This is a genomic window from Zhongshania borealis, from assembly GCF_039539625.1.
In the GTDB taxonomy this organism is placed as follows: Bacteria; Pseudomonadota; Gammaproteobacteria; order Pseudomonadales; family Spongiibacteraceae; genus Spongiibacter; species Spongiibacter borealis.
Genome location: NZ_BAABDM010000012.1, coordinates 94,334 through 112,445, shown reverse-complemented (window position 1 = coordinate 112,445; position 18,112 = coordinate 94,334). Strand labels below are relative to the sequence as shown.

Sequence of the window (18,112 nt, the reverse complement as noted above, 5' to 3'; positions counted from 1 at the left end):
ATCAACATTAAGCAGCAAGGTATTCTGAAGTTAAAAGCGACGGGGCTCGTCGTTTCTGCTCATGGAGGCCTGCGTAAGACCGGCACAGTGTCGGCAGCGGCCTAAGAAGTGAGAAGCCTCACCCTAGTGAAGCGTAGGGTGGGGAGAAGTCACCGACTTTTTATTTGCACCGCAGATGTAATTTTTAATTGGTGTAATTGCGCGTTCAATTTTAGAACTTCACTTTGTTCACCGTTGCTAATTCCGAGGGCAATATGGCCGGCCGTAAACTGGCCTAGGCCACTGTCAAAACTCTCCCATTTGTCGCCAGTCCACGCTTGTACCCACGCGTGGGGAACAAACACGTATTTCCGCCCTAAAAAACGCTCATTGCTATAAGCCAAACCAAATGCTACGCGGCTGGGGATCCCCGCTGCGCGTGCTAAGCTCGCTAGTAATAAAGCGTGTTCAGTGCAGTCTCCCTGTTTGCTGTGGTAGGCCTCAAGCGCAGTGGCATAGCCGGAGTAACTGGCTTCCTCGTTCATGTGTCGACTTACAAAGCGACTGAGTCGCCGCATTTTGGCGGCCGTGCTGATTGGCTTGTCGCCAAGGATCTCGAGTGCCTTGCTGTGGATTAGCTCGGCGTCGCTGGTGAGCCAATAATTAGCCTGTAATCGTGCCGTGAGGTCGGCGGGGCTGGCGGTGGATTCTGAGCCGCAGTTTGAACAGACAGTAATTTCGACTCCGCCGTCGATGGCCCTGACAGATTGTTCGCTAGTTGCTGGTGGTGTGCTGGATAAATGGCCAAGCAGTTGGTAGCGGATCTTACTGCGTAGTGCGGCATCGCTAATTTTGTATGGCGAAGAAATCAGTTGGCGGTATACGTGGGTGACTGGCTCAAAATAAGCCGTGGCGCATTCTTGTGTGCAGCTTTCAATTAGTAGTTCGTCACCGCCTGAGCGACTAATTTCGCGTAATGTGTAAAAGGCGGCATCAGTATATATATCTGTTTCTCTAGCGCCGCCACTCATGATTTTACGCTGAATATGCCATGTGAAGTCGGGGTTTTCTGGGTTGAGGTGTGGTTTTACGGTCAGTTGAATTTGTTCAAATTGTTGGTTGCTGAAACTCCAGCTGAAATAGTTGAATGGCGATTTTTGCCCCGCGCCATTTTGCAGGGCTTGCCGCAAAGCTTGCGATAATAAAAAGGGCTGCGGTATAGGGTAGTCTTTACCGCCGCTCGCTAGCTCGTCTTGGGTTAGGTGCAGTACGTTGCCGTCGACCGTCACTCGCATATTGTGGTTTGCGGTGGCAGAACTGACGGTTTTGCTCATCGACAGAGGTTTGCCGTCGTAGCTTTCGCGGGACTCCAATACTGTCGTGGTGGTGGTATTGCTAGCGCCGGGCTGACTTACGGTAATAGTGAGGGTTTCTCTGCTAATGATCGTCTTCTCAATCTCCTTGTGCTCGATGTGCCGGTAACCCATTTTATTACCTGCAAGGCTGAGGATTTGCCATTGCTCTTGAGCGGCTAATGTCCGAACGCTTATGGCGCAAAGTAGCGCAAAGCTTAAAAATTTAAATGCCTGCTCTGGGCTTAGTCGCTTAAACGTCATTTTCTTAAACTGTCGTGCTGAGCAAGTTGTTACTGGCTAACCAGTCGCGACTGAGTTCGACGACTTGTTTGCAATCTTCCTGTAGTGCCATATGGCCGGCGCCGCGAATAACATCGTGGCTGACGAGGGCGGGAAGGCGCTTTACTCGTCGTTCAAATTCGTTTTGCTTGTGGAGGTAAGAATGCTCAGCCCTGAGGATTAGAGTTGGAATCTGGATGTTGCGTAGGGCCAGCCATGGCGATGAGGTATGTTTGAAATTGTGTGCTTCCCACTCGCGGCTGTAACGTAGTTTATAATGGCCGTCGGGCTGTTCTACTAAGCCGGATTCGGCATAGTCGTTGAATGCTTCATCTGAAAAGTGACGATAGGCGGCTTTGTTGCGATGGTAGTCGATAAAGGTCTGGCGGTCCGGCCAAAGCTGACGACGGTTCTGCGTGCGTTTGACTAAATTCAGCTTCCCCATTAACTCGGTGGGCGCAATGGCAGCGAGCGTGGGTAGAAACCGGCCAGGTATCGCAGCAGGATCAAACATCAGTAGCGCTTTAAAAAGATCTGGTCGTTTTGCCGCGGCGATAGCGGAAATCGTTGCGCCAATAGAGTGGCCCATAGCGATTACGGGCTTCTGAGCTAAACTTGATGGGCGCTGATCTAAAAACGTAATTAGATCGTCGGCATGCTGGCGCCAAGAAAACTGCCTAGATGGGGGCGTGTTGTCCCACGCGCCGCGATTTTCAAAGCCAATGAGGTTAAAGTCGTTTTGGAAATGGCAAAGAAATGTTTTGTAGCTTCCTGCCGGGAAGCCATTGGCAGGGGCAAAGAGCAGCGTTTCATCGCCCTGTCCGCCAGATAGCCATGTTGCAGGGCCGTGACCAAATTCAGTTTGTTGGGGTTTTAACATAGTAAATGCAGGCTAAGAAATTGGAGTTCCAAGCATAGCATGGTCCCGCGAGTGTGGCGGTGACTCGCCGTATTGTTGCGCGGTGTTTTACGTTCGGAGTATCGTTGAAATCCGCTATGGACGATGCTGAGTTGGGCGAGTTATTGTGGTGTTCAAGCTGCAGCGGGGGCAATTTAGGTTTCGAATTTGCTGAATTGACCGCTCGTAAGGGAATTCCCTATAAAGTTAAGTGCCCTGCTGCCGTTAATAAAGTTACGTAAGGGTGAAATGGCGGCCAAAGAATACGCAATTTGGCACATTTCCCAATTCACAGACAAAGAGAGCCGGAGTTTCCTTTGGACTTAGCAACGTTATTAGGTATGTTGGGTGCGCTTGGGGTTATTGTCACCGCCATTGTGTTAGGTGGCAGTGCCAGTGGCTTTATCGATACCCCGAGTTTGCTAATTGTTGTTGGCGGGGGGTTATTAGCCAATTTGGTTAAGTTCCCGCTAGACCAAACGATGGGCGCCTTCAAGGTAGCGTCGAGGGCGTTTATTCATAAGCCAACCAGCTCGGCTGACCTTATTGCCGAATGTATGTCGATGGCAGGCGTAGCCCGTAAAGAGGGTTTGCTTGGTTTGGAATCACTGGAAATTAGCAATGAGTTTTTAAATAAAGGCGTACAGATGGCTATTGATGGCCATGATCCTGAGTTTGTGCGCCGAGTATTGAATAAAGAAATCAGCCAGACCATTGAGCGCCATGAAATGGGCGAGGCTGTTTTTAAGGGCTTTGGTGAATCCGCTCCAGCCATGGGGATGATTGGTACATTGGTGGGCTTAGTGCAAATGATGTCGAATATGTCTGACCCCAAGGCGTTGGGGCCGGCGATGGCGGTTGCGCTTTTGACTACCTTGTATGGCGCGGTCTTAGCGAACGTTGTTGCGCTGCCAATGGCGGAAAAAATGGCCTTTCGAACGGCTGAAGAGCGGCGCAATCGCCATTTGATTTTAGAAGCCGTTGATGGCATTCAAGAAGGTATTAATCCACGGGTACTTGAGTCATTGCTGCAAACCTATCTTCCTGATAATAAGCGCGACGTTGAACCTAAGGCTGAGGAAGCCTAAGTGGAGGAAGACGCGCCCAAGAAACCGGCTGCCGGTGCCCCAGCTTGGGTGCTTACCTTTGCTGATTTAATGTCGCTTTTGCTCGCGTTCTTTGTACTTTTGTTTTCATTTTCTGAAATGGACAAGCAAAAGTTTAAGGAGCTGTCGGGGTCGATGAAAGACGCTTTCGGTGTGCAGCGCGAAATACCCGCATTTAAGCCGCCGATAGGCACCAGCATGATCGCCCGGGAATTTAGTCCCGGCCAACCAAAACCCACAGCCGAAAATCAAATTCGCCAAGAAGCGGTGCGCGAAATGCGCGACTTTGTCAAAGTTGAAGCAGACGAGGCGCTCAATGACGATCTTGAGAAAGTTAAAGCGCATTTGGCCCTCGAGATCAGTGAAGGTCTTGTCGAGGTAGTGGACGATGGCGAACGGGTGATTATCATCCGTATTCGCGAACGGGGCTCCTTTGCATCGGGTAGCGCTGAATTGTCGCCGGGATTTGATCCTGTGCTAGTGAAGCTCGGGACACTGCTAAATGAAATAGATGGGGAAATTGTGGTTGCCGGTCACACTGACACAGTACCAATCCACACTGACCGCTTTTCCTCCAACTGGGATCTTTCATCGGCTAGGGCGACTACGGTATTGTTGGGGATTATTGCAGCGAGCGGTCAGCCGAATGAACGGTTCAGAGTAATGGCCCATGCCGCAACGCGTCCGTTAGCTGATAATGATACTGCGGAGGGGCGGGGGCGAAATCGACGCGTCGAGATATTCCTTCTCCGTGGGGCCAAGCATGACCCAGCTATGGGCTCTGCCGTAGGCGGTCGTGAAGCGTCACTGTTGGATCAATAAGTTTCTATACTTGAACGCTAAATTTAAATGTTAGTAATGTGAACTGTCTCTCGCCGAGGAATACTACGTATAGTTTGAAATTCATTTTGGTTGCTAAATACGGTTATTGAAGTTTAAAGCCGGAATAGCAGGGTGGATGTAATGACTGTACGTAAATTGGTATCTGTAGGTGTCGCCTTAGTTGCAATGTCGTTGGCCGCGGAAGCAAAAGTGTCTGGCGGCTGGGAGCTTGAAGCAATTTCAAAATCGACTGGTTATAGCGTTCACGGTCAAGAAGGTAGCAAGAACCAATTCGGATTGCTTAAACACAGTAATACCTGCGCTGCAGATGAGTTGTATATAAGCTGGGTAAGCGATAGCGACAATATATGGCCGCTCGCAGGAAAACAGATTTCCCTCGCGGCAGACTTTGATGGGGTTGCGCTAGATATTCCGGTGGAGGTCGTGTCAATCCGTCCAATGCAGGGCGATCGATACCAAGTGATTTTCGGGCGTTCGTTTGCAAATTCTGAGTTGCTATCTCTTATGGCGAATGCGGCGTCAGTTAATTTGGTGATGGCCTCGACTGATGTAGCTCAATTTTTTAGTGTTACCGGCGATCGATTTTCAATGCAAGGTTTTGCTCAAGCGCGTTTAGATGCGCAGAGCCGCTGCCAATCCCAGAGTAGTTAAACCGACCATTTAGAATATAAACAGGCTGCCCGTATTCTGCGTGGTGGCCTTTTTTTGTTTTTGCCTTCAGCTATCGTTCAGCTAGCTCCTGATATCTTACAAGCACATTCAGGAGGAACTGATGATGACAAATACAACAGCATTTGAAGTAGAACAGCCTAAGGTGATCCGCAATCTGTTACTCACTGCTTTACTTGCGGTGGCAGTGGCGGTGACACCAAAGCAAGCGCACGCGGAGCATGCGGAAACAGCTGCAGCCGTGTTAATTGGTGCCGCGGTCTTGTATGCCGCCCACGATGCTCATAAATCGGATAAAAAATACGCAAGACGCCATGCACATGTGCATGATAGACACTGTGGGCATCATGTTGAGTACCGCGGAAATAAATACCAGCGCTACGGTAATGCTCATGTTTATTATCAAAAGCACTATACCGCTGATCGATACTCGAACCACGGTAAGCATCACAAATATCTAGAGCAGCGCGATGACGGAAAGCATGGAAATAAATATGCTGAAAAGCACTATAAGAAAGACAAATACGTGCGTGATGACCGCAAGGGTAATGGGCACGGCAATGATAATCGTCATCGTGAGCAGTCGTGGAATACCCGGGTGAACGTTAGTACGCGGCACTAAAGTTAGTGGGAGCAAACGCTAGAAAGGTGGCAGTCTTAGGGCTGTCACCTTTTTTGTGATCTTGCTGTTTAGCTGAGTGAGACGGCCATATTGATTTTATTCTCATATTTAGCGCGCTTACTCGGCAAGACATTGATGCGATTGATGTCGTTGTCGGCCCAATTTAGGACTTTTTTGTCCATCACCATAAACCACAGTGGCGGGATATAGGCGAGCATAAACATAGCGTAATAACCGGCGGGGAGTTGAGGAACGTCTTCAAAATGCCGCAGGCATTGGTAGCGCCGACTAGGGTGAGCGTGGTGGTCTGAATGGCGCTGCAGCTGAAAGGTTATTAAATTAGATACGAGTGAATTTTGGTTCCACGAGTGTTCCGGTTGAGGTGTCTCATAGCGGCCGTTCTCAAGCTTTTTACGCAGTAGTCCATAGTGCTCAACATAGTTTGCCGCAGTTAAGTTGGTATGCCCGAGCAGGCTAGTGACAACAACAAAGAGTAGAACGGTCGGGCCAAAAAGGACGCCAACTACCGTAAAGAATAGGACGGTGATCGTCGCGCCGGGTAGAATTTCATTTTTTGTCGACCAGAATGACAAGCCCTTTTTGTGTAGTCTATCCGCTTCAATACGCCAACCACGCAACCAAGTGCCAGGCATTTCCCTGAGCATAAAACGGTAGAAGTTTTCGCCGAGGCGTGAAGAGGCGTGGTCGTGCGGAGTGGCGACATCGCGATGATGGCCGCGATTGTGCTCTACGCTGAAATGCGGAAGCGCCGTTATGCCAAGGGCGAGGCTTGCTGCCCAGCGCTCAGGTCGGTTTTTCTTGTGGCCTAGCTCGTGGCCAAGATTTAAAAATGCGCCGCCCAGTCCCATGCAAGAGAGTGCAAGGGCGGCTAGTCCTAGGATCGATAATTCAGCATACCAAGCGTAGGTAATTGCGCTAAACCACACAACGAGGGTGCCGGCCAGTGCCACAAACAAGGCCCAGCGAAAGTAGTTGTCGGCATCCAGGGCGGGTACATCGGCTTCATCATGGTTGTTGGGATCTTGGCCAGAGATGTAATCGAGTATTGGAACGGCAGCATAGAAAATAACAAAGCCGAGCGCTAGCCAGGCATTATTGCCCGTTTTTATGGCAGGGATGATGCCGATCAAGGCCAGCCATGGCATAAAAAAGGCGTTAATCATCCATAGCCAGCGAAATCGCTGGGTAAGATCCGTTATTGAAAATCGCGATATTGTCGTTGCCATAGTATGCCGTCCTTATTATGGGGTTTCTTTACTTCAGGTCCTTTGGCTAGTGCGCATAGTGCGATTGATTAGGCTACGCCTAGCGTAGTGCGAGTTAAATGTTGCTACTGACCTATATAATTGTTAATTTCGGCCATTATGGATAAAAATAACAATATAATTTCGGTTTCACCCACAGGGTTGCGACCAGCGCTAGGTTTGCTGATATTGTGCCAAACCTTGGAAGAATTGGGGTTGGATCACAGCGCGGCGAGCAAAATTACAGGTCTGAGCCGAAATCAGTTAGAGACGCCTGGGTGTCTAATTAAGTCGGGCCAGGAAATTGCCTTTATCGAGGCAACGCTTGCCGCGAATACGCGACCGGATCTCGCGTATCTTGTTGGTCGACGTTACCATTTTGGTGTTTTTGGTATATGGGGCTTGGCGCTTATATGCAGTAAAAATTTGTTGCAGGCTTTTCAGGTTGCTCAAGAGTTTGTTGAATTAACTCACAGCTTTGTTGGCTTGGAATTAAGTGTGGAGGGGCCAGTCGCAAGCATAGCCTTGCGTGACCACTATCCGGCGGGAGCGGTGCGTAATTTTGTCGTTGAGCGCGATCTTATTGTTACGCTTGGCATTGCGACAGAGGCCGCTGGGCAGAAATTGCCGCTACTTTCTCTTGAGGTAGCCATTCCCCGGCCCGGGCATGCTTTAGAAATAGAGCGTTTAGTAGGCTGTCCTGTGGAGTTCAATGCTCTTCATACGCGAGCCAGCTTATCGAGTGACCTTTTGCAGATTATTTTACCGCAGTCGAATGCGGTGACGTGGTCGGCTTGCGTTCGTCAGTGTCGAGAGCTTATTACGCGGCAGCATGGTGGTCATAGTTTTACGCACAGAGTGCAGCGCGCCATCGCTGATTCTGCGTTCCAAGGAATTCAAACGGTAGCGCATGCATTAGGGGTGCCTGAGCGTACACTGCGACGTCAACTTCAGCGAGAAGGTACCAGCTATCGGGTGCTGAACCAAAAAACGAGATTGGCGATGGCTCAACAGTTTCTTGCTGACGATATCCTGCGGCTTGATCAGGTTGCTGAAAGATTAGGCTATAGCGAGGCGGCCAATTTCAGTCACGCTTTTAAGCAGTGGTGCGGAATTACGCCTGGGCAATATCGGCGTAGTACGCGAGATGGCAGCGCAGAAAAACCGTTATAATGCGTGGCGAAACTTTGGGGAGTTAATCATGGTTATACAAGAATTTATTGACCGCTTGGCGCGGCAATCTGTCGCTTTTACTGACGTCATGGCGTTTATAGATGAACACTATAGCTTTACACCGACTGCCTTTCAGAATGGTGAGCAATTTAATGACGCGGGGAGCAATAATGGCTCCTGCAAGGTATTTGCATTTGGCGCATTGCATCAGTTGAGTGTGCAAGCAACGCTGCATGCCTTCGGGGATTATTATACGAATGACGTTTTGGCGAATCCCCACGGTGATGACCACGCCAATATTCGCAACTTCATGCGCAGCGGCTGGGGTGTTATTCGGTTTGAAGGTGATGCTTTAATGGCAAAGTAAGGTAACTGGCGCACACTGTGCGCCGAGTTAAGCTGGCTTAGCATAACGCATCGGTTTCACTCACCAGCGGGCGGTCAGTCTTGGTGGCGCGCATGATATTGCCGTCAGGTTTATTGTCGGCGCCACAATGGCCTAGCATCACATGGTCTTCATGGACTTCAACTAATACGCCAACAAAGGGCATGTCGCGCATACTGCCGTCTACTCGGTAACTTACGAGATCACCTGGCTTAAAGGTGTCGGGCTCAAAATTTAGGTCAAACGGGCATTTTTCGCCGCTGTCACTTCCCATATCTATCATGGTTTTCTGTCTCTAATTATTGGTTTTGGGATTTAAAACTAATAGCCGTAGTATATCTATCTTTCACACTAAATGGTGCCCTATTCATGTTGAGTGGTGTTCACGGTGTTAGTGAGAACATTATAATTAATCTACGCAAGGTATTTGGCCTTGGGGTGCAGAGACAAGGGCTACTTAGCAATGAAAATGCTTAAACGATTATTTTTAACGATCTTGGTGCTCGCGGGTTTGCTTATATTCACGCCGTTGCTGCTTGTCCAGTTTGGCCCCGCCGGCTGGGGAACAACCTCAAAACTTCTGGTGAATATGGTGTTTGGTTATGGTGACACGCTCAACGCCAGCGCTGTGAAGCAGCAGCTAAAGGTAGCAGACGGTTTTCAGGTCAGTCTATATGCTAAAGACCTTGGGAAAATACGTTTCTTGAAAGTAACTGATGCCGGCGACTTGTTGGTGAGTAGGCCAAACACAGGCGATGTGCTGTTGCTAGAGCAAGATCGTAATAGTGATGGCGTGCCTGACGGCCAGCGAATCTTGCTCGGGGGTCTGACGCGTCCCCATGGTTTGGATATCGCCGATGGTTGGTTATATGTGGCGGAGTCAGACGGACTTGGAAAAATTCACTTTAATAGCGCAACAGGGACGGTCACGGGTGAATACCAGCGCATTGTTTCTGGCTTGGGTGATAAGGGCAATCACTGGACCAAAACCGTTCGTGCGTCCGTGGATGGTTGGCTGTATCTCAGTTCAGGCTCCACGTGTAACGTCTGCGAGGAGGACGACCCGCAGCGAGCGAGTATTATGCGGCTTCGATCCGATGGCAGTGAACTCTCGGTCTATGCGAGTGGTTTGCGAAATAGCGTCGGCTTTGACTGGGCGCCTTGGGATAATAGTTTGTACGCTACCGATAACGGGCGTGACTTGCTTGGCGATGATATTCCGCCTTGTGAACTCAATAAAATTGACGCCGGTGGTTTCTACGGCTGGCCCTATGTGAATGCGAGTGCAGCAGACCCAGATTTTGGTGAATTAAATCCGGCAGTAGCAGCTAAGAATATAGCTCCGAGTTACGAATTTCGTGCACATAACGCACCGCTGGGAATTCGATTTTTACGGCATAGCGGCGTCGCGGGCTTCGAGCGCACAGCGCTCGTTGCTTTGCATGGTTCATGGAATCGCAGCGTACCTGACGGTTATAAAGTAGTGTCACTGCATTGGTTGGCCGATGGTCGTATTGTCGAACGCGATTTTTTAAGTGGCTTTTTACAAGGTGAAAACCTGCTCGGTCGCCCGGTTGATGTCGCTGAAACTAGGGACGGCAGTATTTATATCTCAGATGACTATTCGGGTTCAATATATCGCGTTAGCGCTGGCGACGAAAAGGGCATCGGTCTGTCTGCAACCGTTTTAACGGCGAGTGAGGCGCCGGAGAAAGAGAGCGGGTTGGCAGTTTATAGTAAGGAACAACGCGGCAGCTTATTTGCTCGAGGTGAGATCGTGTTTCGCGGTAATGCATGTGTAGCGTGTCACAGTGAGTCGCCGGATGATAAGTCCATGGCTGCACCGTTGGTGGGCCTAGAGCGTCGCTATAGCGTCAAGGAATTGAGCGATTTTTTTACCGCGCCGACTCCGCCGATGCCAGTGTTCCCGCTTAGTGCTGAAGATCGTGAAGCGCTGGCAGTCTATTTGTTGGTGCGCCCGTAGCGGCAGTATGAAGAATTTGGCTCCTTTATTGTTCTAATGTGCGTACTGATACGTATCGCGAAAGCTTAGCATTTTCGTTAGTGTTTGGCTAAGCGATATGACCGCGCAAAATATTGAATAATTTGGCTCGTTTTTATCAGCCTGTGTAATACGGATATTCCACCTCGTAATAGTGGGTATATTTGATCGAGTGGCATTGCTAAATGTATTGCTCGCGAATACTCCCTCTATTGTAATGAAATTTGGTAGAGGTATATCAATGACACAATCTATAACGGGTTTTGCACATAAAGCATCAAAACGTAAGCAGGGTGGATTCGCACTTGCCGCAGAATTAACCTTGATGAGTTCTATTATGGTCGCCGGAGTAACAGTTGGCATGACTACCATGCGTGATTCCCTATTAGCTGAAATGGACGACACGGCAGAGGCGATCGGTTCGTTGGACCAGAGTTTTTCCTATGCGGGTGTACGAAATGGCCACGGTACTGCGGCGGCGGGCGGTTCGGGCTTTCGGGATGCTGTTGATACTAATGCTGGGGATGGCGTCGGTTTTGTTTTTGTGACCTCAGACAATGTCGAGGGTGGCTTGTAGCGTAAGACAGCCATTTCAATGACATTAAAGGCGTCTTCGGACGCTTTTTTGGTTTTTGGCGGGCAGTAAAATTAAAGCAATTTTCGCTTGAGTCAGTCGCTGCGCGGTTTGTATTGCAGTGGCCAAGTATTCCAGGTGGGGATGTGTCGATTTCGAACGGACCTCGCTGTATGGCGTGTAATGCGCAATGAAAGAGCGACATCGCTTAGCGTTAGTAAGTAAAGTTTACTAAGCCAAACTATTCGCAATCGACCGTGTGCAACATCGACGCCACGTTTTCTTAGGGAAGACGGGAAATTATTCCTTACTATGGCCTTATTGCTAACTTGTTGTATTTCAATAATTTACTAGTATTTTCATCGGCTGGTTTCTCTCCACTTTGCGCTTTCTACTACGATACTACTTCGGATCGTAGTAAGCTTGTCGCCGCCGTATTTTCTCATAAGCGATAAATGCTGCTGGAATATGGAATACTATGTGCTGTCTCGCTGTGCACATGGCGCATGGATGGCCAGTAGGTGTAGCCTGCCAGTAAATATTTTGGTGTCATAAGGAAACGCAATGAAGTCCATTTTTCCACTTATAGTCTCCGTCTTTTTGTTATTTGCCTGTGCAAGTAATGAAACTGTGGTGTATTCAAATGGATTCAGTTTTGCCAGTTATGATTACGTCGTAATCGAGCGCGATACCAATAGCGCTATATACGGTATGGATTTAGAATTCGGCAATATGATTGGCGCCTACAATATGGCTGTGGTGGGTTCGAAGGAGGTAGAGAATTTACCGTATGAGGCGAAGAAGCGAACTTTAGGTGTGCAGCTTTCGGTTAGTGGCAGTAGCGAGCGAATTATGTTGGGTATTTCCTTTCAAGATTTCATAACTGGCCGTACTGTAGCGACTATTGGCTCAACGGAAAAGGGCGATCTATTTGATCGCGATGATCGCACTGAAATCTTTGATTTAGTAACCGGGACTGTTGTTGCTGCGATTAAACGAGACAAGTTACTTACTGTGCAGGATGGACGGAGCCTCGATCGAGATCAGCCTAAAATGACGGTTATGCCTACCGACCGGTATGAAAGCCGCGAGGAAAGCCTGTACGAATCACAAGGGGAGAAGGCTTATACCTTGACCCCAGATTTTTCCGAGTAATTCGCTAAGCGTATACTGAGTGCCGTGAAACGTTCTAGCTAATTAACGCTAGCTTGGAGGCCAGTTTTTGTCGGCCTAAACTCGTTGTTCTCACCATTGCAATGGGAAAATTGCCTTCCCCTTTATATAGATAGACGCTACCTGCACACTCTTGAACAGTCTATTTTAAGTGCCGTAATTCTACTCTACGATTCTTCTCGAGCTGTTCTTCGTTCATGTTTACATTCAATGGCTGAGACTCGCCGTAGCCTCGAGCGCTTAATCGCGACGGCTTAACCCCCTTGTCAATTAGGTAGCTACGAACGGCTTCCGCGCGCGCCTGGGATAGGCGGAGGTTGTAGCTCTCGCTAGCTCGTGCATCGGTATGGCCGCCAATTTCAAAACGCTGATCACCGCATCGAGCAAGATTTTTTGCAGTTTGGTCCAAAATACTGCGTGACTCACTAGTCAGTTCAGCTTTATCCGTTTCGAAATTTACGCCGGCTAATTGTGTAACCTCCTCTCTTGGGCAACAGCTATTATCATTCGCGCCGCTTTGATTGCTGCACCCTTGCTTTGTGGTAGAGGTGAAATTCGCTGCAACACTTTCACTGCTGGACGGCGAATCAGCGTTGCCCTGTCGTTCAATGGCAGCCTCATCAGTCGCCATGCTGAGCGCGAACGGCGTATTTTCAGTGCTGAAATAAGTGCCGATAACGTTGCCGCTACTAACCTCGTTTCTGCTCGCAGGGGATTCCGATGAGGCACTTATAGGCAGTTCAGATGGGCTGATTGCAGAGCCAAGTAGAGATACTTCCGTTGCATTTAAGGCTGCTTCGATTGCCTTTAAGTCTTGCGTGCTTGGTTCAAGCTTGTCACTAAAAAATCCGGCATCGTCGTCGGTTGTGGCACTCGAGTTATCTTGGTTGGAATCGGTGTTAACAGTATCTGATTTGTCTCCAGGGGTGCTAGATTTAGCCTGCTTGTTTTCTGTCGAGCTGTTGTCGCGGGCGGCAGTCCCAGTACTGCTGTCGGCTGACGCAGTTGTGCTAGAGCTATTGCTGCTAGAGTTGATGTCATCGCTGGTCTTTTTGGTGCTACCGGATCCGTTCAAATCGTCACTCTCAGCGGCACTTCCGCTATTTGAATAGACTGAATTGGATTGCGTATTTCCTGCGGCGTTGTTATTGCCAATATTGCCAGCGCTTGAGCTGCCAGAATTGGCAGTGTTGTTCGGGCTGCTTGGGCTATTTCCAGTACTAGCCGATGAGCTGGTATCCGCTGGCGAAATCATGCCGCCAGAACTAGCGTTATTCGAGCTACCGTTTTCATTGGCAGTGCCAGCGGAATCACCAGAAGTTGATTGCGCGTTTCCTACAGCGTTGCCGTTGGTTGAATTACTAGCGCCGCTTCCGGTAGTTGCTGATGGGCTGCTACCCGCTGGCGTAGTCGTGGTCGAGCCACCGCTATTGGAGCCGTTGTTCGACGGTGAACTGCCATCGTTTCCGTTGTTCGATACAGCGGACGCTGGGCTGCTAGAGCTAGCGCTGATCTCGCTGCCGGCACTTCCTTCGGCTCCGGGTTCGTTCGAGGTACCGATATTTGAGCTAGCGCTTTCATTGGTAGTGTCAGTTGAATCGCCAGAAGTTGATTGTGTATTCCCTTCAGCGTTGCCGCTGTTTGAGTTACTTGCGCCATTTCCAGTCGTCGTAGATGAACTGCTATCGGTTGGCGTAGTCGTGTTAGAACCATGGCTATTGGAACCGTTGCTTGACGGTGAGCTGTTAGCGTTTCCGCTGCCATCGTTGTTGGTGTTGCCGCTTCCATTGGCTGTGTTGCCAGAGTTGGATTGAGCATTGCCTACGGCGTTGTCGTTACCGTTGTTGCCTGACGATGAGTTGTTCGCGTTTGAACTATTGGTACTGCCAGCGTTTCCGTTGTTCGACGCGGGAGAGGCCGAGTTGCTATTGCCGGACGTCGATTGTGCATTACTTGTGTTGCTGCCGGATGACGAGTTGCCGGCGTTTGAATTATTCCCACTATTAGTGGGCGCGGCTGAGTTCGAACCGTCGTTGTTCGCGTTGCCTGCGTTGTTGGTATTGCCGCTTCCATTGGCTGAGTTGCCAGCATTGGATTGCGCGTTTCCTACGGCGTTGTCGTTACCGTTGTTGCCTGACGATGAGTTGTTCGCATTTGAACTATTGGTACTGCCAGCGTTTCCGTTGTTTGAGTTACTTGTGCCATTTCCAGTCGTCGTAGATGAACTGCTATCGGTTGGCGTAGTCGTGTTAGCCCCACCGCTATTGGAGCCGTTGCTTGACGGTGAGCTGTTAGTGTTTCCGCTGCTTGACGCGGGAGAAGCCGAGCTGCCATCGCCGGAAGTCGATTGTGCATTACCTGTGGTGTTGCTGGATGACGAGTTGCCGGCATTTGAATTATTCCCGCTATTAGTGGGCGCGGCCGAGCTCGAGCCGTCGTTGTTGCCTGACGATGAGTTGTTCGCATTTGAACTATTGGTACTGCCAGCGTTTCCGTTGTTCGACGCGGGAGAGGTCGAGCTGCCATTGCCGGACGTCGATTGAGCATTACCTGTGGTGTTATTGCTGGGTGACGAGTTGCCGGCATTTGAATTATTCCCACTATTAGTGGGCGCGGCTGAGTTCGAGCCGCCGTTGTTCGCGTTGCCTGCGCTGTTGGTGTTGGCGCTTCCGTTGGCTGAGCTGCTAGAATTGGATTGCGCGTTTCCTACGGCTTTGTCGTTACCGTTGTTGCCTGACGATGAGTTGTTCGCGTTTGAACTATTGGCATTGCTAGCGTTTCCGTTGCTTGAGTTGCTCGCGCCATTTCCAGTAGTTGCAGATGAGCTGCTACCCGCAGGCGTACCCGTGTTAGAGCCCGCGGTTTCGTTTGAACCACCGTCAGTTGAGGTTGGACTGCCAGTATTCGACGCTAGTGATTCAGACTGAATGCTCGTATCGTCATTGGAATTCATCGGGGTGTCGGCTGAGCTGGAAGTAGCCGCACTTTCTTTGTCTTGATTCGCTTGGCCGCCGAGGGTGTCGTTGACCACGCCATCAGCGTCATCGCGGTTGTCGTCGTCATTGCTCAGTGCATCTTCAATGCTGCCGCCAGTGAGGTCGGCAACCGTGCCGTCTACCGGATCAGTCGCGGGTTCAATGGCGCTGAGTACCGGTTCGGTGACTGGCGCAAGGGCGTCGAGAACAGGTGCAAGCACTTGGTCATCGACCAGATCAGTGATGGGGTCTAGGCCTTCATCAAGGTCATTAACCAAGGTGTCGGCGAGCTGGCCAGCGGGGCGCGTGACGATGGGTAGAGGCGAGGCTTCGCCTTCTTCGCGACCGCTATTGCGGGTGCGGCCATTGCCGAGCAGGTCATTAACCAGCCCGTTGCCGTCGCCGCTGTTGTAATCGTTGTTGGTGAGTGCGTCTTCTAAGCTGCCGCCGGTGAGATCCGACACAATGCCGTCAACGGGATTGGTGGCTGGTGCCAGGGCGATCAGCACCGGATCAGTCACGGGTGCGACAGCATCAAGGATAGGTTCAAGAAGCTGATCGTCGACAACATCGGTGACGGGATCAAGGCTTTCATCCACGGTATCAATCAGTGGCGTTAAGCTGTGGCCCAGTGGTGCGGTGATCGATTCAAGCGGTGATTTGTTCTTGGGCTTTTTACCCTGGGCATTGCCCACCGGTTTGTCGTTGCCGTTATTGCCGGTGCTACCGATATTGCCAATGCCGAACTCCGTGTCGCTTGGCTTGTTGCGGTTTTTGTTGCCGCCGAGGGTGTCGTTGACCACGCCATCACCGTCATCGCGGTTGTCGTCGTCATTGCTCAGTGCATCTTCAATGCTGCCGCCAGTGAGGTCGGCAACCGTGCCGTCTACCGGATCAGTGGCTGGTTCAATGGCGCTGAGTAGCGGTTCGGTGACGGGTGCAAGAGCGTCGAGAACCGGCGCCAGCACTTGCTCATCGACTGGGTCGGTGATCGGGTCGAGTCCTTCATCAAGGTCATTAACCAAGGTGTCGGCGAGCTGGCCAGCGGGGCGCGTGACGATGGGTAGAGGCGAGGCTTCGCCTTCTTCGCGACCGCTATTGCGGGTGCGGCCATTGCCGAGCAGGTCATTAACCAGCCCGTTGCCGTCGCCGCTGTTGTAATCGTTGTTGGTGAGTGCGTCTTCTAAGCTGCCGCCGGTGAGATCCGACACAATGCCGTCAACGGGATTGGTGGCTGGTGCCAGGGCGATCAGCACCGGATCAGTCACGGGTGCGACAGCATCAAGGATAGGTTCAAGAAGCTGATCGTCGACAACATCGGTGACGGGATCAAGGCTTTCATCCACGGTATCAATCAGTGGCGTTAAGCTGTGGCCCAGTGGTGCGGTGATCGATTCAAGCGGTGATTTGTTCTTGGGCTTTTTACCCTGGGCATTGCCCACCGGTTTGTCGTTGCCGTTATTGCCGGTGCTACCGATATTGCCAATGCCGAACTCCGTGTCGCTTGGCTTGTTGCGGTTTTTGTTGCCGCCGAGGGTGTCGTTGACCACGCCATCACCGTCATCGCGGTTGTCGTCGTCATTGCTCAGTGCATCTTCAATGCTGCCGCCAGTGAGGTCGGCAACCGTGCCGTCTACCGGATCAGTCGCGGGTTCAATGGCGCTGAGTACCGGTTCGGTGACGGGCGCAAGGGCGTCGAGAACAGGTGCAAGCACTTGGTCATCGACCAGATCAGTGATGGGGTCGAGGCCTTCATCAAGGTCATTGACTAGCGTGTCCGCGAGCTGGCCAGCGGGGCGGGTGACGATGGGTAGAGGCGAGGCTTCGCCTTCTTCGCGACCGCTATTGCGGGTGCGGCCATTGCCGAGCAGGTCATTAACAAGCCCGTTGCCGTCGCCAGTGTTGTAGTCGTTGTTGGTGAGTGCGTCTTCTAAGCTGCCGCTGGTGAGATCATGAATTATGCCGTCTACGGGTGCGGTAAGTGGGTGTACCGCTTCTAATAGAGGGTCAGTAATCGGATCGATAAAATCGATTAGCGGTTCTAATAATAGGCTATCAACTGGGTTGGTGATTGGGTCTAATCGGAGGTCAATAAAGTCGACAAGCGGGCTAATGCTTTTGCCAAGTGGTGCTGAAATGGATTCGACTGGGGATTTGTGCGGGTGCTTGCCCTTCTGTGCATTGCCTACCAGCTTATCATTGCCGTTGTTGCCGACTGCAGGGTTGCCTGAAAGGGGATTGTTTATTGATCGGAATACGTTTTGATCTGGGTTAAGCAATAAGTTGGCATCGCCGTTCAGTGGGAGCAAATTATCAGCTGGCGTAACGAGCAGAGAGTTGAGATCAAGGCCGGTTGCATTCCCAATGGGTTCTAGGACGCCGCTCGCATTGAATATGTCACCTACTGGGCCCGCATACAGCGGTGGTTGCAAGCTACAAAGGCTCAGTGCTAAAGCGATACGTGAGCGTGTATTACGAGGCTTGTCTTTGGGTCTATGCATTGTTTGATTTTCTACTCGTTATGTTGAGACGCATTGCGGTGGCATTTCGGAGAAAATAGGCGCAAATGTACAGCGTGCGCACTATGTTACTTTAAAGTATGACGAAATGTAGTCAATTACGCTAAGTACTGACTGTGACTTCGAGTAGGTATCTAACGAGCTGCAATACATTTTAAGAGTCCTGCATGGCTTTTTATATATGGGGTTTCGCGGATGTAATCTGGGTAATTGCTTATAAAATCAAGTATTTTGTGGTTAATGTGCGATAAAATGCATTGATCTTGGCGCACATGTTCGCAGCACGACTACATGT

General features: G+C 50.5%; 14 protein-coding genes. 9 read left to right on the top strand and 5 right to left on the bottom strand.

Annotated features, from left to right (window positions below):
- Positions 1 to 149: 149 nt before the first annotated feature.
- Positions 150 to 1,595 carry a transglutaminase-like domain-containing protein gene (locus tag ABD836_RS18450; protein ID WP_344938814.1) on the bottom strand — a complete coding sequence of 482 codons (1,446 nt, stop codon included), beginning with the start codon at positions 1,593 to 1,595 and terminating at the stop codon, positions 150 to 152.
- A gap of 4 nt (positions 1,596 to 1,599) precedes the next feature.
- Positions 1,600 to 2,493, bottom strand: a complete 894-nt coding sequence (locus ABD836_RS18445) for an alpha/beta fold hydrolase (RefSeq protein WP_344938812.1) — start codon at positions 2,491 to 2,493, stop codon at positions 1,600 to 1,602.
- A 335-nt stretch (positions 2,494 to 2,828) separates the two neighbouring features.
- On the opposite strand from ABD836_RS18445, the gene pomA reads away from it, so the two are divergent.
- The 4 genes from pomA (at position 2,829) to ABD836_RS18425 (ending at position 5,751) form a co-directional block, all read left to right on the top strand.
- The gene (gene pomA, locus ABD836_RS18440; protein WP_344938810.1) at positions 2,829 to 3,599 is read left to right on the top strand and encodes a flagellar motor protein PomA; all 771 of its coding nucleotides are present in this window, start codon (positions 2,829 to 2,831) and stop codon (positions 3,597 to 3,599) included.
- Positions 3,600 to 4,439 (top strand): flagellar motor protein MotB, encoded by an 840-nt coding sequence (locus tag ABD836_RS18435; RefSeq protein WP_344938808.1) that lies wholly within the window; start codon positions 3,600 to 3,602, stop codon positions 4,437 to 4,439. It abuts the gene before it with no gap.
- Positions 4,440 to 4,580: 141 nt separating this feature from the next.
- Complete coding sequence (locus ABD836_RS18430; RefSeq protein WP_344938806.1) at positions 4,581 to 5,111, top strand: hypothetical protein; 531 nt, start codon at positions 4,581 to 4,583, stop codon at positions 5,109 to 5,111.
- A 121-nt stretch (positions 5,112 to 5,232) separates the two neighbouring features.
- The gene (locus ABD836_RS18425; RefSeq protein WP_344938805.1) at positions 5,233 to 5,751 is read left to right on the top strand and encodes a hypothetical protein; all 519 of its coding nucleotides are present in this window, start codon (positions 5,233 to 5,235) and stop codon (positions 5,749 to 5,751) included.
- 68 nt (positions 5,752 to 5,819) lie between these two features.
- On the opposite strand, the gene ABD836_RS18420 is transcribed toward ABD836_RS18425, so the two are convergent.
- Entirely contained in the window at positions 5,820 to 6,998 is a 1,179-nt protein-coding gene (locus ABD836_RS18420) for an alkane 1-monooxygenase (protein WP_344938804.1), read from the bottom strand.
- A 138-nt stretch (positions 6,999 to 7,136) separates the two neighbouring features.
- On the opposite strand from ABD836_RS18420, the gene ABD836_RS18415 reads away from it, so the two are divergent.
- Together ABD836_RS18415 and ABD836_RS18410 are read left to right on the top strand one after the other, a co-directional pair.
- Positions 7,137 to 8,189, top strand: coding sequence for an AraC family transcriptional regulator (locus ABD836_RS18415; RefSeq protein ID WP_344938802.1), 1,053 nt, complete (start codon positions 7,137 to 7,139; stop codon positions 8,187 to 8,189).
- Positions 8,190 to 8,217: 28 nt separating this feature from the next.
- Positions 8,218 to 8,556 carry a HopJ type III effector protein gene (locus ABD836_RS18410; protein ID WP_344938800.1) on the top strand — a complete coding sequence of 113 codons (339 nt, stop codon included), beginning with the start codon at positions 8,218 to 8,220 and terminating at the stop codon, positions 8,554 to 8,556.
- 37 nt (positions 8,557 to 8,593) lie between these two features.
- Here the strand turns inward: ABD836_RS18410 and ABD836_RS18405 are convergent, their stop codons facing one another.
- Positions 8,594 to 8,857: a hypothetical protein gene (locus ABD836_RS18405; protein WP_344938798.1), complete on the bottom strand. Its 264-nt coding sequence runs from the start codon at positions 8,855 to 8,857 to the stop codon at positions 8,594 to 8,596.
- A gap of 180 nt (positions 8,858 to 9,037) precedes the next feature.
- Here ABD836_RS18405 and ABD836_RS18400 point away from each other — a divergent pair, with 180 nt between their 5' ends.
- The 3 genes from ABD836_RS18400 (at position 9,038) to ABD836_RS18390 (ending at position 12,305) form a co-directional block, all read left to right on the top strand.
- Positions 9,038 to 10,558, top strand: a complete 1,521-nt coding sequence (locus ABD836_RS18400) for a PQQ-dependent sugar dehydrogenase (RefSeq protein WP_344938796.1) — start codon at positions 9,038 to 9,040, stop codon at positions 10,556 to 10,558.
- Between the two features lie 259 nt (positions 10,559 to 10,817).
- Complete coding sequence (locus tag ABD836_RS18395; RefSeq protein WP_344938795.1) at positions 10,818 to 11,153, top strand: hypothetical protein; 336 nt, start codon at positions 10,818 to 10,820, stop codon at positions 11,151 to 11,153.
- 561 nt (positions 11,154 to 11,714) lie between these two features.
- The gene (locus tag ABD836_RS18390; protein WP_344938793.1) at positions 11,715 to 12,305 is read left to right on the top strand and encodes a hypothetical protein; all 591 of its coding nucleotides are present in this window, start codon (positions 11,715 to 11,717) and stop codon (positions 12,303 to 12,305) included.
- 160 nt (positions 12,306 to 12,465) lie between these two features.
- Here ABD836_RS18390 and ABD836_RS18385 read toward each other — a convergent pair whose 3' ends face one another.
- Positions 12,466 to 17,799, bottom strand: a complete 5,334-nt coding sequence (locus ABD836_RS18385; RefSeq protein WP_344938792.1) for an OmpA family protein — start codon at positions 17,797 to 17,799, stop codon at positions 12,466 to 12,468.
- Between the last annotated feature and the right edge of the window lie 313 nt (positions 17,800 to 18,112).

Bases quoted from the DNA above. Each gene is read 5' to 3' on its own strand.
- ABD836_RS18420 (WP_344938804.1), bottom strand. From the start codon at position 6,998: ATGGCAACGACAATATCGCGATTTTCAATAACGGATCTTACCCAGCGA.
- ABD836_RS18450 (WP_344938814.1), bottom strand. From the start codon at position 1,595: ATGACGTTTAAGCGACTAAGCCCAGAGCAGGCATTTAAATTTTTAAGC.
- ABD836_RS18430 (WP_344938806.1), top strand. From the start codon at position 4,581: ATGACTGTACGTAAATTGGTATCTGTAGGTGTCGCCTTAGTTGCAATG.
- ABD836_RS18390 (WP_344938793.1), top strand. From the start codon at position 11,715: ATGAAGTCCATTTTTCCACTTATAGTCTCCGTCTTTTTGTTATTTGCC.
- ABD836_RS18410 (WP_344938800.1), top strand. From the start codon at position 8,218: ATGGTTATACAAGAATTTATTGACCGCTTGGCGCGGCAATCTGTCGCT.
- ABD836_RS18385 (WP_344938792.1), bottom strand. From the start codon at position 17,799: ATGCATAGACCCAAAGACAAGCCTCGTAATACACGCTCACGTATCGCT.
- ABD836_RS18400 (WP_344938796.1), top strand. From the start codon at position 9,038: ATGAAAATGCTTAAACGATTATTTTTAACGATCTTGGTGCTCGCGGGT.
- ABD836_RS18405 (WP_344938798.1), bottom strand. From the start codon at position 8,857: ATGATAGATATGGGAAGTGACAGCGGCGAAAAATGCCCGTTTGACCTA.
- ABD836_RS18445 (WP_344938812.1), bottom strand. From the start codon at position 2,493: ATGTTAAAACCCCAACAAACTGAATTTGGTCACGGCCCTGCAACATGG.
- ABD836_RS18395 (WP_344938795.1), top strand. From the start codon at position 10,818: ATGACACAATCTATAACGGGTTTTGCACATAAAGCATCAAAACGTAAG.
- ABD836_RS18415 (WP_344938802.1), top strand. From the start codon at position 7,137: ATGGATAAAAATAACAATATAATTTCGGTTTCACCCACAGGGTTGCGA.
- ABD836_RS18425 (WP_344938805.1), top strand. From the start codon at position 5,233: ATGATGACAAATACAACAGCATTTGAAGTAGAACAGCCTAAGGTGATC.